General features: G+C 47.5%; 18 protein-coding genes. 14 read left to right on the forward strand and 4 right to left on the reverse strand.

Annotated elements, in window-relative coordinates; all coding sequences use genetic code 11:
- Positions 1-74: 74 nt before the first annotated feature.
- Genes ACYVD3_RS07450 through ACYVD3_RS07465 form a run of 4 tightly spaced genes read left to right on the forward strand, consistent with a single transcriptional unit; the run spans position 75 to position 3355 of the window.
- On the forward strand, positions 75-707 hold the full coding sequence (locus ACYVD3_RS07450; RefSeq protein WP_460641879.1) for a hypothetical protein: 633 nt from the start codon (positions 75-77) through the stop codon (positions 705-707).
- Between the two features lie 30 nt (positions 708-737).
- A complete protein-coding gene (gene mobP3, locus ACYVD3_RS07455; protein ID WP_460641957.1) occupies positions 738-1961 on the forward strand; it encodes a MobP3 family relaxase in 1224 nt (407 codons plus the stop codon).
- A 15-nt stretch (positions 1962-1976) separates the two neighbouring features.
- Entirely contained in the window at positions 1977-2654 is a 678-nt protein-coding gene (locus tag ACYVD3_RS07460) for a hypothetical protein (protein ID WP_460641880.1), read from the forward strand.
- Between the two features lie 14 nt (positions 2655-2668).
- A complete protein-coding gene (locus tag ACYVD3_RS07465; RefSeq protein WP_460641881.1) occupies positions 2669-3355 on the forward strand; it encodes a hypothetical protein in 687 nt (228 codons plus the stop codon).
- 30 nt (positions 3356-3385) lie between these two features.
- Here ACYVD3_RS07465 and ACYVD3_RS07470 read toward each other — a convergent pair whose 3' ends face one another.
- A complete protein-coding gene (locus tag ACYVD3_RS07470; RefSeq protein ID WP_460641882.1) occupies positions 3386-3568 on the reverse strand; it encodes a hypothetical protein in 183 nt (60 codons plus the stop codon).
- Positions 3569-3689: 121 nt separating this feature from the next.
- On the opposite strand from ACYVD3_RS07470, the gene ACYVD3_RS07475 reads away from it, so the two are divergent.
- From ACYVD3_RS07475 to ACYVD3_RS07520, 10 genes are all read left to right on the forward strand, one after another.
- Complete coding sequence (locus ACYVD3_RS07475; protein WP_460641883.1) at positions 3690-4523, forward strand: hypothetical protein; 834 nt, start codon at positions 3690-3692, stop codon at positions 4521-4523.
- 103 nt (positions 4524-4626) lie between these two features.
- On the forward strand, positions 4627-5301 hold the full coding sequence (locus ACYVD3_RS07480; RefSeq protein WP_460641884.1) for a DUF7768 domain-containing protein: 675 nt from the start codon (positions 4627-4629) through the stop codon (positions 5299-5301).
- Positions 5298-7526, forward strand: coding sequence for a VirD4-like conjugal transfer protein, CD1115 family (locus ACYVD3_RS07485; protein ID WP_460641885.1), 2229 nt, complete (start codon positions 5298-5300; stop codon positions 7524-7526). The genes ACYVD3_RS07480 and ACYVD3_RS07485 overlap by 4 nt, the downstream gene beginning before the upstream one ends.
- The gene (locus tag ACYVD3_RS07490) at positions 7516-7863 is read left to right on the forward strand and encodes an Mbov_0395 family pilin-like conjugal transfer protein (RefSeq protein ID WP_460641958.1); all 348 of its coding nucleotides are present in this window, start codon (positions 7516-7518) and stop codon (positions 7861-7863) included. The genes ACYVD3_RS07485 and ACYVD3_RS07490 overlap by 11 nt, the downstream gene beginning before the upstream one ends.
- Before the next feature lie 178 nt (positions 7864-8041).
- A complete protein-coding gene (locus ACYVD3_RS07495) occupies positions 8042-8230 on the forward strand; it encodes a DUF6133 family protein (RefSeq protein WP_460641959.1) in 189 nt (62 codons plus the stop codon).
- 62 nt (positions 8231-8292) lie between these two features.
- A complete protein-coding gene (locus ACYVD3_RS07500; protein WP_460641886.1) occupies positions 8293-8565 on the forward strand; it encodes a SpoVG family protein in 273 nt (90 codons plus the stop codon).
- Positions 8566-8624: 59 nt separating this feature from the next.
- Entirely contained in the window at positions 8625-9470 is an 846-nt protein-coding gene (locus ACYVD3_RS07505) for a conjugal transfer protein TrbL family protein (protein WP_460641887.1), read from the forward strand.
- A gap of 16 nt (positions 9471-9486) precedes the next feature.
- Positions 9487-9699: a mercury transporter gene (locus ACYVD3_RS07510; protein WP_460641888.1), complete on the forward strand. Its 213-nt coding sequence runs from the start codon at positions 9487-9489 to the stop codon at positions 9697-9699.
- A gap of 13 nt (positions 9700-9712) precedes the next feature.
- Positions 9713-10033: a hypothetical protein gene (locus ACYVD3_RS07515; protein ID WP_460641889.1), complete on the forward strand. Its 321-nt coding sequence runs from the start codon at positions 9713-9715 to the stop codon at positions 10031-10033.
- Between the two features lie 15 nt (positions 10034-10048).
- Positions 10049-10411, forward strand: a complete 363-nt coding sequence (locus ACYVD3_RS07520; RefSeq protein WP_460641890.1) for a DNA cytosine methyltransferase — start codon at positions 10049-10051, stop codon at positions 10409-10411.
- A 50-nt stretch (positions 10412-10461) separates the two neighbouring features.
- Here the strand turns inward: ACYVD3_RS07520 and ACYVD3_RS07525 are convergent, their stop codons facing one another.
- From ACYVD3_RS07525 to ACYVD3_RS07535, 3 genes are read right to left on the reverse strand one after another with little or no spacing between them, the layout of a single operon-like run.
- Positions 10462-11487 carry a tyrosine-type recombinase/integrase gene (locus ACYVD3_RS07525; protein ID WP_117415755.1) on the reverse strand — a complete coding sequence of 342 codons (1026 nt, stop codon included), beginning with the start codon at positions 11485-11487 and terminating at the stop codon, positions 10462-10464.
- Positions 11480-12448 carry a tyrosine-type recombinase/integrase gene (locus ACYVD3_RS07530; RefSeq protein ID WP_117415754.1) on the reverse strand — a complete coding sequence of 323 codons (969 nt, stop codon included), beginning with the start codon at positions 12446-12448 and terminating at the stop codon, positions 11480-11482. Before ACYVD3_RS07530 ends, ACYVD3_RS07525 begins: the two co-directional genes overlap by 8 nt.
- Entirely contained in the window at positions 12445-14058 is a 1614-nt protein-coding gene (locus ACYVD3_RS07535; RefSeq protein ID WP_460641891.1) for a tyrosine-type recombinase/integrase, read from the reverse strand. The genes ACYVD3_RS07530 and ACYVD3_RS07535 overlap by 4 nt, the downstream gene beginning before the upstream one ends.
- Positions 14059-14071: the final 13 nt, after the last annotated feature.

Genomic DNA, 14071 nt, shown 5'->3' on the forward strand with positions numbered 1-14071 from the left:
TTGTTCAATCTCCTCAAGTGACACGAACGCACCGAAGACTCGGCGGTACAATCTGCGTAAATCGAATGCTGCGAATGAGAGAGGCGGCTGACGGACTCCTGTGCGGGCGTGTTAGCCCTTGGTTGAATGCGTCAGGCCATCTTCTCTCCCATTCTAACAGCTTCAGCTTTGAGATGGAAAAAGACACGGCTGGCTACCGTGCCTTTTTCCGTAACTTTATTGTAGGAGTATTGAAATATCAGCAAGGCATCCTGATTGTCACTTTGCCGTGCAGTGCCTATGACCTGTCCGCACATCTTGGCAGTATTGGAATTTTGAAACCGGCATCAGAAATTCCAGCCCAAGGGACAGAGCAAATTAAGGTACAGTTAGCAGGAGAGGAAACCATAGGAGAGTTGGTGCTGTCCAAACTCCATGAGGGCGATACTCTATCGGGGGTCAATCTGGCTTGTCAGGAAATAAACCGTGTCTGCCCTTATGGGTATCAGGAGTTTGTGGATATGCTGCACCCAAAGTCAGACAAAATTATGGACAGATACCATTTTTATAAGCAGTATGAAACCCAGCAGCCAAGCACTGCCACTGGCATGAAATTCATTTTGGAGGAAACCCAGCGTTATCGTTCCACAATGGAAAATTATACTCGAGCGTGTCAGGCTGCCGAGGACGAGGAATACGAATCGCCGGAGGACGATTGGGAGCGGTAGCGGACGGAACGGAGGTGAAGGGCAATTTCTATTTTAGTCTATAAGCAGCGTTTTAAAAATCCCAATTACAAAAGCACTGCCAGCAAAAACTACGCCCATGTCCGTTATATTGCCACACGCCCAAGGGTAGCTAAAAACGAGGGCATGAACCACGGACTATTCGGTAAGCTGACGCCGGGAGCGGTTACCGAATTTAAGGACTGGCGGGATATTGCGAGGTTGGCCTATCAAAACTCTAAAAAGCATATCACCATGTACCGCAGTATCATTTCCTTTGATGAAGAGGTGGCTGCGGAGCTTTTGTTGACCGATCAGAAAGCATGGCAGCGTTACATTGAAAACCATATTCTCACCATTGCAGAAAAGAATCACATACGTCCCCAGCATTTGCAGTGGGCTTGCGCACTCCACAAGGAAAAAGGACACCCTCATATTCATGTGGTGTTTTGGGATATCTCTACGGAAGCCACCAGGATCAAAAATCCTTTTACTCCACCAGCAATTCCCAACGCCATTCGCATTCAGATGATAAAGGATACCTTTCCAGATAAAATACGAGCATTTGGGGAGCAGAAAAATATAGCATCGGCAGAGCTTCGCCAATTTGGCAATGCTCTGGTAGAGGATTTTGAGCGTCATATTCGGCAGCTTGAAAAGAAAAAGTATCGGCGGCTGCGGCAGGAGTATGAGGAAGAAGCCGAGCTTTCCGATACCTTTGATTTTGAAGATGAGCTACTAAATGAAGTTGCCGACCGGGTATTTCGTATCAAAGCTGCCCTACCGCCAAAAGGCAGGATTACCTACCAGCTCTTGCCCCCTGCGGTAAAAAAACAGGTGGACGGGCTGGTAGAGTATCTATTGAAAAATAGTCCCTCTCTGCTGGAGCTAAAAGAAAATTACATCAAAAGCAAGCTAAATATGACCTTGCTCTACGGCGGCGGTGATGAACATCTGAAATCCTCCCAAGTACGGTTTTCTGAGGAAGCCGATAAAATTATCGCCAATCGCATCTTGGGCATGATAAAGAGCCTAAACCGACTGGACAGCGAGTACCGTTCCGCAGAATATCTGCACAGCCGCCGTATGTTCTATGCAGAGCAAATATTGATTGAGTCGCTGGATATGCTTTCTTCCCTAACGGATTATCATGACCGCCAATTTGAGGATATGTGCCGTAAACAGGGTGGCGATTTATCGAAGGAAGCCAAAAAGGAATTGTACCTGAAATATCAAGACAAAGGATATGAACATTGACGAGGAGGAATGTCTATGAGAACAAGAAATGAGTTTATGATGGATTTTTTTGACCGTCTGACTGACACCGGCTTTCGTGTGGAGGCGGTGCCAGAAGGTGGTGACCTAGCCGCCGAGGTCTATACCGGAAACACACTGTTTTGTGTGATTACATGGGACGGCGAGATTATTTTTGAAGCCTTTGACAGTGAGAAAGCTAGGGATTTGGAACAGATGGCTGAGGAAAGCCGCAAAGATTTGCATTGTCATACCACAGCACCTTTTGCAGATATGGAACGAATGGAACCGGTGACGCTGACGGGAGGCTCCTATGTTAAGGTGTTTGAAAGTGCCGCAATAGTGCTGCTCTGCCGCAGGTCAGGTCTGTTTGGCTATGAGTTTGTGACCTGTCAAAAGGCTTTGCCAAAGCATAACAGCAGACAATTTTACCGGGAGCAGTATTTCTATGATGCTACAGCAGCCCAGCAGGATTTTTTGAAACGAAGCGGCCTTATGCTGCAGGAGACACTCCATTTTTCACATGAGGAGCTGCACATTTTGGTTTCCTGCTGTGCAAGGTGCGTCATGTTGGATAATGAGTTGGACGCCGGTATACAGAAACGCATCAATGACCTGATGAAAAAGATCGAGGAAAGCCAGCCGCCACAGCAGGAGATTTCCCCACGGCACTGTTATGAGAATGAAATTGGATAAAGGAGACTGAATCTATGAAAAGCAAGACCGAGTTTTATAAAGCCTATTTTGAAACACTGGAGAAAAAGGGCTTCTCCATCCAGCCACCGTCCTCCCCGGACTATGTGGCGGACATTTACCACCGTGACAGGCAGATCGCTTTTTATGCAAAGCATGATGCCATCATTAAAAACCCCTTTGTGGAGGTTGATGAAAAGCTGATTGATAAGCTTCAAAGCCTTGCCAAAACCACGGCAATCGGCTGCGGTATTTGTTCGGATAAGCCGTATGACGAGGCCATCGCTGCCAAGGAGCAGAATGGAGTGGTGAGGATTAATGAACATAACGGTGTGGTTCTGGCTTGTAAACATCACCCGATTTTCGATTATGTCCTGTCCACCTACCGAAAGGACACTGAGAACAGCAATGCCGCCATTCAGCGTCAGTATTTTTACACAAAGGAGACGGCTTTTGAAAATTTTGCCCTGCGAAGCGGTCTGGTAGATGAAAAGAAGCTGTTTTCAGAAACGGATTTGAAAATCCTCCATGCGGGACTCATTAAAATGAGAACCATTGATAAGGATTTGGATCAGGAGGATTTGAACTCCGTAGCTACCCTGATTGATAAGATTGAGGATATTGTGCCAGAGCTTGGGAAAAAGGAACGTGTTTTTGACTTCACTAAGCTGTTCACCCAGTTTGAAAATGCACTGGAACGATAAAAATCCTGCCACAAACGGCAGGATTTTTATCTATTCATCTTCTTTGATTGGTTTGATTTCACCAGATTCATTTTCAACCTCGGTAATGTGCTTGAGCAGTACATATTCAATATAGTTGGTCAGGGAGCGATGCTCCTGTGTTGCCAGCAATCCAATCTTATCAAATACTTCATCTTCCAATCGCAAAGTGAATACTCGCTTGTTCGTTGCCATGTTAATACCTCCATTCAACAGCCTATAGTTATATTTTAGTGCTATAAGAGATATTTATATACATTCTATTGACAGGTAAGTGACATCAATTTAAAATAAAACTAAAAAGGAGAGTGATTTTATGCACCATCAACCAAGCGGCGAGTCCATATGGGGAAACATCAATACCTGTATGGAGATTGCCCTCGATATTTATATGATTATTGCCAAAGATGAAAACGGCATCGAGCATCATGGGGTCATGGCTAGAAAAAGCACCGCAGAAAAGAACCTTTCACCAAAAGCTGTTTCTATGGCCGAGCAGGACGGAGAGTGGCTCTGTTATGACGAAAACACCAAGGATATTCCCATGTATGAAGTGCTTCAGCGCAGAGTTGCCGCCTGCAAGAAGATTGAATCCGCAGCCCTAAAGGAAATGGCTGAAATCAAGCGCGACGGAAAACTGTCCCTGACCGATTATTTCGGGGAGTGTCTCCCGCCTACTCAAACACAGCACGGTCCTGTTGCAGATATGCTGTATATCCGCAATGGTATTTACTTCACGCAGGATGGTAATGAAATGCAGTTTGCTGTCCATGAAGCAGTCGCGGATAACTATATGTCGGCTATGGCGGCAGAGTTTGGCCGCCGTCAGGGGGACTATCTCTTTTATGACATGGCAACCTGTGCCGTTGCTTTGAATGAACTGAAAAATGTTTTTGATGAGGCTGATGCCCTGATCGTTTCTGAAGACAGTCTCTATGCCACTCTGCATAAGCACTTTCCGGCTTATACCGGTGTCTACAATGAAATGATGCAGGAGGAATATCAAGTGCCCGATGTGGACGGTCCTACGGAGCTATTTTTGCAGGTGCAGTTGGAAGCTGTAAAGTCCGAAGCCGAAGAATCCCAACCTGCCCATGAGGCGGAACACTCTGAGTCAGATTTTAATGAAGAAGTCGGGTATGAAATTTAGTCCTGATAACAAAGCTGTCGTATGTTCCAAAAAGTAAATAAAACAAAATCTAAAAGTCGTACATCTTTCGTAGGTGTACGGCTTTTTTTATGGAGGTGAAACTTTGAAGCAGGTCTATATTGCAAGTCCCCTGCGTGGGGACTATAACACCAATATCCAAAATGCGGTAGCGTATTGTCGCTTGGCAAGCGAAGCCGGGGTGCTGCCTTTGGCGCCACATATCATCTTTAGCCAATGGTGTAACGATACCATACCGGAGCAAAGAGATCAGGGCTTAAAGCTGGGTCTGTCCCTTTTGGAAAAGTCAGATGAGCTTTGGGTTATGGGAACGCAGATCAGTCAAGGAATGCAGGGGGAGATTGCCTTTGCCGAGGAGCATCGTATCCCAACCTACTATATAGAGAAGCCCCTTTATCCAGACACCTACCCAATCAGCATCGATGCCTATGATCTGCTCTGCGCACAAGACTGCGTGGAATCAGCCGATGCAGACTTCACCGGTAAGCTGGTCGTGCTTTGCCATGACCAGTTGGTGCAGGAGTACCGATCTTCCAGCAATCAGCTTTGGATAGCCACGCATGGTCCCGGTTGCCTGCCCGGTTCTTTTACAGGAACTATTCATCTGTGCCACCCGGTTGACGGCGACCGAATGACTGTGGCGCGGCATGAGCTTTGCGGGCTTGCAAATGAACAGGTTGTTGATAAGCTCAAAGCACAGTATCCGGCTTTTGAACAGGCTCTGCACACAAACATGCAGGACGAGGAGCTATGCCTATGAAGAAAAAAGAAAAGTTGATTTTGAGCAGTATCATTATCGGTATCGGCTCTTTATTTAACCTGTTTTTTACGGCAGCTCTGCATGGGCTTTTGACAAGGCAGTATGCAACGCTAACCCTTGTACCCTTATGGAAATGCGTAGCAGGGCTGTTTACCCACCGACAACAGGGGTTGCTATTTTTATCCTTTGAGGGCTTTATTCTTCTTTGCTGTGTCCTCTTTTGGGTGCAGAATAACCGCCCTTATCAAAGCGAGCTGGTTAAGGTCGCCGGAGATATTTATACACCGGCACCGGTGGGACAGTTTCAGCACGGTTCCTCCCGCTGGCTCTATGATCGTGAAAAGGACACCGTGTTTAAAACCCAGCTCATTGACCCCGAAAACAAAGTCATAAAAATGCTGCTGGATACCGGATACGATAACCTTCCATTCTTGAAAAAGGAAGAAGTAAACGCAGAAACCGGGCAGGAGGACGCCGCACAGGACAAAGCGGCTGTTTCCCTGCCTGTTTCTATAAATGAAAAGAATAATAAGGAGGACGATGATTTTGAAACTGTGGATTACGTTGTCAAGGCTTCTGATGTAACACTGCCTGAATCGGAGGAAGCTCCTACGCCGCAGAAAAAGGAGGAGAAAAAGAAAACTGATCCCTACAAGCTCTTTCCCAGCGGTGGCATTGTGGTGGGGATGGAGAAACGCGAGAACATGGAAAAGCTTTATTACATCGGGGATGATACCCACACCCTGACCATCGGTGCTACCCGTTCAGGAAAAACACGCTGTCTGGTTATTCAGTCCATCTGTTCAATCGGGCTGTCAGGAGAAAGCCTTGTCATCAGCGACCCCAAAGCAGAGCTGTTTCATTACACTTCGGAATATCTGAAAAAGCTGGGATATGAGGTTATTTGTCTGGATTTTAAAAGCCCTGAGAAAAGCAGCCGTTACAATCTGCTCCAGCCGGTCATTGACGCGGTAAAGGAAAAGGATATGGAACGCGCCGAGATGTATGCATGGGACATTACCAATATTCTTGTCGGCGATAACACATCTAACGAAAAGATTTGGGAAAATGGTGAGAAATCCACCATTGCCGCCGCAATCCTATGCGTGGTGGTAGATAACATCAAGCGGCCGGAATATCAAAATCTGACCAATGTATACTGGTTTATCGCTGAAATGAGCAAATCGGTGGGTGGGAAAACACCCATGAGCGAGTACATGAAGAAGCTGGACAGCAGCCACCCGGCAAGGGCGCTCATGTCCATTGCGGAGGTTGCACCAAGCCGTACCAAAGGCAGTTTTGATACCTCGGCACTAACTACCCTGCGACTGTTTACCAGCCGTTCCGTTTACTCCATCACCCATAAGAGCGATTATGACATTGCAGATATTGGCAGAAAGAAGCAGGCATTGTTTCTGATTCTCCCGGACGAAAAGACCACCTATTATCCCATTGCCAGTCTGATGGTGTCCCAGCTTTATGAGCTGCTGGTGCGACAGTCCGATCTTCGTGGCGGCAGACTAAAAAACCGGGTCAACTTCGTTCTGGACGAGTTCGGAAACTTTACTAAGCTCAGTGATTTCACCAATAAGCTGACGGTAGCCGGTGGGCGTGGGATACGGTTTAATCTGTTCCTGCAATCCTTTGAACAGCTTGCACAAAAGTATGATAAGGAAACCTCATCCATCGTCAAGTCCAACTGCCAGACATGGGTGTATTTACAGGCGGACGATAAGGAAACCTTGCAGGATGTATGCGATAAGCTGGGCAAGTACACTACCAGCGCCTATCAGCTTTCCAGCCAGCATGGACGGTATGTAAATCCCTCCAGCTCCCACAGTATCAGCCTAGTGGCGAGGGAGCTTTTGACCACCGATGAGATACGGCGTATTTCAAGACCGGATCAAATCGTAATCAGCCGTGCCCACCCAGCATTGATGCACGCCCCTGACTTGTCACAGTGGTATTTTAACCGGATGTGCGGGCTTGGTGACCCGGAGCATAACCGTCAGGTGCGGGAAGTGCGGGAAAAAGCAAGACCGGTGCTGTCGGCAAAGACGATGGATATTCCTCTTTGGAATATCTGGGTCTACTACACCAAGGACTTACAGTTAAAAGAAGCACAGCAAAAATCACAGGCCATGGCTTCCCAAGCGGGAGCCATGTTTTCGTCTGTAAAAGGCTATAAAAAAGGAGGCCAAGACAAGAGTGAAAATGACGATTAACAATATGAAAGCAAAATGCAGGGCGGTGGGTGCAGTTACACTCACTGCTTTTATGATGCTGCAAAACAGTACGGTAGCCTATGCTGCAGGCGGCATTCAGAGCAGTCAGATTGCCAAGGGTACGGAAAAGCTCATTCAGGACGCAACCACATGGCTGATGATTCTGGCACCTGTTGTGGCAGGACTGCTTATTATCTATTTCTGTATTCGCCGTTCCGCTGCGGATGAGATGGATCAGAAAAAATGGAACAATCGTATTGTGGTTGCCATTGTATCCTGCATCGGTGCGGTGCTGGGTAGCGCGACCCTGAATATTATTATTGGTTACTACAAGTAAGCCATATTCCATTCGTTTGAAGCCGCAGGAAAGCCCTGCGGTTTTCATATTTAAATTCAAATCAAAAAGGAGAAAAAACACTATGAAAAATTTTATGAACAAAGTCACTACTAAGGTGCAGTGCATCAAGGATAAGGCAAAGGGGCTGATCGCTCAGGGTTATTGGAAGCTCCAGCAAATGAAGCTGAGAACCGCTACCGTTCTCAGCAAACAGTCCGGCGAGGGCTTCGTGGATACGGCACTGAAAATCCTCATTTCTGTTGTGGTAGGGGCTTTGCTGCTTGCCGGTCTTTACATGCTCTTTAACGATACCATCCTCCCGACGCTTACCCAACGTATCAAAGACTTATTCGATTATAAGGGCTAAGTTTGATTTGCCCCGTCCTGTAAAAATACAGAACGGCCATTTATGAAAGGAGATTTTTCTACATGAAAGTAACTGCAAAGATTGTGGAGCGTTATGAGGATAAGGGCAGGCTGAAAGCCATTTCCACGGTGTGCTTGGATGACAAGTTCCTGATTACGGGTGTGCGAGTGACAGACTGCGAAAAGGGACTAATGGTATTTATGCCCAGCCGCAAAACAGGAAACGGCGATTATAAGGATATTTGCTTTCCTATCACCTCCGGGCTGCACAAACAGATTAAGGATACGGTGCTGGCGGTCTACGAGCAATCAGGAGAGCAGCCGGAAACCAACTAACGGGCTTAATATCTGCCCTGTGGAAGCAACCCTTTCACAGGGTATGGAGGTGATTTTATTTGGAAGTAATTCTTGTACTGCTGATAGTGGCGGTACTCAATGGAGCGGTGGCGTTCATCGACAACATGCTGACCGATCTGGTTCCCATGACGCTTCATGCCGATGAATATATGATTGCGGCCAGCGGCGGCAGTATGGTGCAGATTCTATTTGACATTTTGCTGGGCTTCGGTGTATCGCTGATTATCCTGAAATTTCTGAAAAAAGGGTTCGAGTGTTATGTAATGTGGACAGACGGTGACCCAGACAGTGAGCCGACCTATTTGATTATCCGCTTTATTCAAGCAATAGCAGTGGCGGTATGCTTCCCTGTCATGTACGGCTGGCTTGCAGACATTACGCAGAACCTGACAGACCAGCTTTTGACGGCCATCGGAGCATCCACCAATTATAGCTGGCAGGCATGGGTGGACGGCATTTCCACGCTGGGACTTGTAACAGCAATTTTCGGACTTGTGTTTGTTATTTGCTACTTTATCCTGTTCTTTCAATTTCTAATGAGAGGACTGGAAATCATGATTTTGCGGATTGGCCTGCCACTTGCCTGTGTGGGGTTACTGGATAACGACAAGGGCGTGTTTAAGAACTATCTCAATAAGTTTTTTCAGTCCACATTTTCTGTAGTGGTGCAGATATGCCTTTGTAAGCTGGGTGTGGGTATGATGATGAATGTTGGAATCAATATGAACATCTTTTGGGGTATCGCCTGTCTGGTGCTTGCTATCAAGACACCGAGGTTCCTTGCTGACTTCATGGTGCCGACCGGTGGCGGTGGAAGCGGTGTTATCAATAATGTGTATCATTCCGTGCGGCTTGTTGGCATGGCAAAAAATATCATGAAGTAAAGGCGGTGACGGCAAATTGATAACGATTGACGATATTTCCATGGCTGTAATTGCTGTCATTCGCTTGGGTGCGGTATTTCGCTTTATTTACTGCATGGTTCGCCTGCAAGGAGCGGAGGAAGAACAGACGCAGTTTAAGAAACGAGCAAAAAATACGGTGCTGTTCTATGTGATTGCCGAGTGTATCTGGCAGATCAAGGAACTGATTTTCTATTATTACGGGGCATAGGAGGGTCTAAGTGATGAATGAAATCAATCTCTACATCCCCACCGGTGTAAAAGCCGAAAACGAGCTGTTCAATGGCTTTGGCAAACGTGAAATGCTGCAAAGCATTATCGGCTCTCTGTTCGGCGGTGCGGTGGCAGCTCTTTTATGGCTGCTTGCCGGAAATGTAGCGCTGACCGTTGTTGCCGTGCTTTCCGGTATTTTCGGCAGTGTGATGATGTGTACCAAAGACCAGAACAACCAGAGTGTGGTAGACCAGATTAGAAACATGATACGGTTTGTGCGCAGTCAGCAAATTTACCCCTATCGCATGATGGATGAATGGGGCATGAATTAGAAGGAGGATATTTACTTGACATTTCTTGACCTTTTTGCAGGAATCGGCGGATTCCGACGAGGTCTCGAAAGAAGCGGACATACCTGTATAGGCCATGTCGAAATTGATAAATACGCAAATAAAAGCTATATGGCAATGTATGAGCTGGAGAACTGCCCCTATGGGATGGACTCTGGCTCTAATTTTTGTAAAATGTGCAGCCCGGAGGTGAAGAAAAGTTGTGATGGAAAAACATGTAAAGGCGAATGGTACGCCAAGGACATCAAACAAATCAGAGCAGGAGAAATTCCAAGAGCTGAAATCTGGACTTTTGGATTTCCTTGTACCGATTATGCCGAGAAAATAGTTATCCCGAAGTTTAAGCCGTTGCCCTTGTAAATAAAAGGGTTGTGGTCAAAAACTTCGGGATAACAATATTGGATATTTCATTAGATTAAGCCAGATAATTTGAGAATCATGTCCTCATCGTCAGCCCAGACCGGCACGGGTGGCGGAGCGTTACCTCGAACAATATCAGCTTTGTTAATCGCCGCGCGCTTCATTTCGGTATCTGCGTAAGCATATACTTTGGTTGTTTCCTCACTGGCATGACCGAGATATTCAGAAAGCAGCATCATCGGCATTCCTTGGTGGTACAGGTGCATTGCTCTGGTATGCCTGAGCATATGCGCATGGATATGCGGCGGGACCTCCGGGCAGGCACGGTAAGCTAAATTACCGTATTTTTTGAGAAACAATGCAACCGTATCTGCAGACATTGCCTGCTGTATTCCATGAATAACGGTGTAAAATAAAGGTTTTTCGCTGTTTGTTGCTTCATCCGAGTGGAATGTGCGCAAATATCGCTCACAATGCTGAACTGTTCCGGCAAGCAAAGGTACCGTGCGGGTCTTGCTGCCTTTGCCGTGCAAATAGGCAATGGGATGCTGAACCTTAATGCACAGATCACGAACCTTCATGTCCAAAAGTTCACCGCAACGCGCGGCTGTATCATACATCAGTACCATAAAAAACAGGTTGCGCAACCCGGTTCGTTTTGTCGGATCTGGCTGTTTCAGTAAAACCTCCAACGCTGTTTCCGACAGATACTCTACCACCTTGCTTTGCGGCGTTTTAATCGGAATATTCTGGACGGTTACGCTTAATGCAATCTGCGTGCAGTCGAGCTCCCCGGCGTAATCAAAAAATGAGCGCAATACCATAAGCCGTTGGTTGCGGGTATTGACGCCGCAGTGCCGGTCATTTTCCAGCCAATCAAGAAAATTCAAAATCATTTCTCTGTTCATGGCATCAAATCGTATTTGCTTAATGGATAACCTTTGTTCCGTTCGCAAATACAGAATGAGAAGATTCAGTGCCTGGCGGTAGGATCGAATCGTGTTTTCGCTAAAGCATCTTTGGTTGGGCAGATACTCCAACAGAAAACTTCTGATGGTATTAAAAAAATCATTCATCGCACTCCACCTCCGGCAAAAGATGTTCTGACGCTGAATAATCGAACCCCGTCATTTTTTCAAACAGGCCCGGAACCAAGTGGATATAGTAATATGTGTCGCTTAACTGCGCGTGGCCCATATACGCGCTTAGATACGGCAGCATGGCGGTTACGTCCTTGCCATCACGCATCCACTGGTACAGACGGTGCGTTGCGAATGTGTGCCGGAAGTCATAAAGTCTGGGGGAATGCTCACCGGATGCTCCGATTCCTGCTTTGGCTTTAGCAATGCGAAATGTCTTTTCCAGCCACTCTTTGGTATACAGATTTCCATCGGAATTGGGAAAGAACAGCTCACGTCCCGGCATAAGCCGTGAAACAATTTCATCATATCGCCTGCATATTTCAACAACATCATCCGCCATCATCACAATGCGGCTTTTGTGACCCTTACTCTCCATAATCTCCAAGCGTCCCTTTTCCAAATCCACATCGGCAGTCCGAAGTTTTCGAGCCTCGCAGGGGCGCAGGCCACAGCAATACAATAGCCGGACAAGCGTTGGAAGAACAAAATGGCGGATAGGATAGCCCTTGCGCGGCCGCAGATGGTCTAAAACATCCCATAGTTCAGCGATTTCTTCCTCGCTGTAAATGTGTGGGATGTGCCGCTGACCTTTCTTTGCGAAATTGGGATGGAGCACAAAGGCCAGTTCCCCGCAACGGTTTAGGTAACGAGCAAATTCCCTGACCGGCATTAAGCGATTGCGAAAGGTGTTGTTGCCCTCCGTATCCTTTCGGACAGCCCAAGCCAAGCATATCTCTTTAGTCAAAGCGGTTTCAGAGGGAAACCGGTCAAGGCAGAACCGGTCGAAATCGCGCAGCAGTCGTAACGATTCGTTATACGGAAATCCGACGGCATTCTTTTGCTGTACAAACCCGCACAGACGCTTGTCAAAAAGGCTTTCAAACGTGTATGTCATGCCAAATCACCAACCTTCTCGCAAGGCACAAGCTCCAGAGCGCAGGTTTTCAGGCCTTGCTCATCTACGGAGAGATACGGTTTCACCGAATCAATCTTTGAATGCCCCAAAAGTTGTCGAAGCAATTCAAGCGGTATCTCGCTTTGCAGCAACCGGGTTCCAAACGCCCGTCGGAAGCTGTGGAACCCCCGGTGGGGAATATCTGAAGCAATTTTTGCGCGGTGCAGGTACTTTGTCACAAGGGCGCTGGCGCTGCGGTTGTTAATGGGGCGCAGAGCGCCGGTGTGACACAGGAAAATATACGGCAAATCACTTTCCGGGCGGGCATGGAGCAGATAGTCTGCAATTGCGTTGCCGCTTTCAGGTTCAAGAGGCAGGCTCAGAGGCTTTCTCGTTTTCTGCTGAACAATGCGAATCTCCCGGGCCCGCCAGTCAATGTCCTCCCGTTTGAGATTTACAACATCACAGGCACGCAGACCGGTTTGGGCGGACAAAAGCATCATAGCGTAATCACGCTTACCGACAGCCGTTGCTAAATCTGGTTCATCCAGCAGGCACGCTGTTTCGTCGCCGGTAAAACCCTCTCGGAATACAGTTCTGCGTGCGACCATCTCAGGAACCGCAAGGCTGAGGTTCTCCGGTGTGAAATTGTTTTCATACAAATGCAGGAGAAATATCCGCACGGAAAAGATGGCCGAGTGCAGACCGCCAGTATATCGGGTTGCCATATGGGTTATGGTGTCGCTGACCTCTGCCAAAGTGATGCCGTCAAAGGATATCCTGCCACGCGCTTCCAGTTCAAAGAAAAAGGTGCGTATGGCGCTTCGAGCCGTCTTGACCGTGCTGCCCGCAAGTATGCCGGTACGGTTAGCATTGTCACAGAAATGGAGAAGCAAGGCTGAAAATTCGGGAGTCGGTTCGCGCTGCCCCCAATCTGGAATCTTGCAGAAAGTAATGCCCCCGGTTCGGTACATTTCAGCCAGAAGGTAACTCGCTTTGCGCAGGTTCTGGTATGAAACCCGTGAGGTAAGACCTTGCTCATATTTGCTTCGTATTTCCGCCACTATGTCGGATGACAGTGATTCAGAATAGTGTGCCAGTCCTTGCTCTGTGTGCCTGCGCAAGATGACTGTCATTCCTTCGACCGTATAATGCCGCACTGTCCGTTTCGTCAGCCCCGCTTTGAGAAGCTCTTGCCTTACTCGCCAACTCAGTGCGAAAAGATCGTCGGGGTCGGCCAGTTGTTCAGGTGTTGGCATGTCCAGTTCAACACTTTGGCGCGGTTTTCTCAAAATAGGATTCCAGGGGCGGAGCCCGGTCAACTCCGCTGTACCGGTCTGTGCAAAGTGTTTGAGTAATTCACTCCCACGTCGGACCAGCCGCCATTTCCATTCGGAAAACTCACCCTGTTCAAAATGTTCGCGCTGCTCCAGCACAAAAGTGTCGAGCATTTCGGCGTTCACATCCATAACACCCTGTCGGGTGAAATGGCGAATAATTGCACCAAAACCTGTAACTCGATACCCTTTAACTGTTTTTGCGCTTGCGCCGCTCCTCTCCAGTAGCCTTAGAGACTGCTCGGCGGCCACTTTCAAATTAAATGTGTCCATTTGTTTTACCTCG

It is taken from the genome of Lacrimispora brassicae (genome assembly GCF_054772055.1).

What these genes read in the sequence shown, in the direction of transcription:
- ACYVD3_RS07450 (WP_460641879.1), top strand. Translation starts at nt 75, where the DNA reads ATGAGAGAGGCGGCTGACGGACTCCTGTGCGGGCGTGTTAGCCCTTGG.
- ACYVD3_RS07460 (WP_460641880.1), top strand. Translation starts at nt 1,977, where the DNA reads ATGAGAACAAGAAATGAGTTTATGATGGATTTTTTTGACCGTCTGACT.
- ACYVD3_RS07465 (WP_460641881.1), top strand. Translation starts at nt 2,669, where the DNA reads ATGAAAAGCAAGACCGAGTTTTATAAAGCCTATTTTGAAACACTGGAG.
- ACYVD3_RS07470 (WP_460641882.1), bottom strand. Translation starts at nt 3,568, where the DNA reads ATGGCAACGAACAAGCGAGTATTCACTTTGCGATTGGAAGATGAAGTA.
- ACYVD3_RS07475 (WP_460641883.1), top strand. Translation starts at nt 3,690, where the DNA reads ATGCACCATCAACCAAGCGGCGAGTCCATATGGGGAAACATCAATACC.
- ACYVD3_RS07485 (WP_460641885.1), top strand. Translation starts at nt 5,298, where the DNA reads ATGAAGAAAAAAGAAAAGTTGATTTTGAGCAGTATCATTATCGGTATC.
- ACYVD3_RS07490 (WP_460641958.1), top strand. Translation starts at nt 7,516, where the DNA reads ATGACGATTAACAATATGAAAGCAAAATGCAGGGCGGTGGGTGCAGTT.
- ACYVD3_RS07495 (WP_460641959.1), top strand. Translation starts at nt 8,042, where the DNA reads ATGAAGCTGAGAACCGCTACCGTTCTCAGCAAACAGTCCGGCGAGGGC.
- ACYVD3_RS07500 (WP_460641886.1), top strand. Translation starts at nt 8,293, where the DNA reads ATGAAAGTAACTGCAAAGATTGTGGAGCGTTATGAGGATAAGGGCAGG.
- ACYVD3_RS07515 (WP_460641889.1), top strand. Translation starts at nt 9,713, where the DNA reads ATGAATGAAATCAATCTCTACATCCCCACCGGTGTAAAAGCCGAAAAC.
- ACYVD3_RS07525 (WP_117415755.1), bottom strand. Translation starts at nt 11,487, where the DNA reads ATGAATGATTTTTTTAATACCATCAGAAGTTTTCTGTTGGAGTATCTG.
- ACYVD3_RS07530 (WP_117415754.1), bottom strand. Translation starts at nt 12,448, where the DNA reads ATGACATACACGTTTGAAAGCCTTTTTGACAAGCGTCTGTGCGGGTTT.
- ACYVD3_RS07535 (WP_460641891.1), bottom strand. Translation starts at nt 14,058, where the DNA reads ATGGACACATTTAATTTGAAAGTGGCCGCCGAGCAGTCTCTAAGGCTA.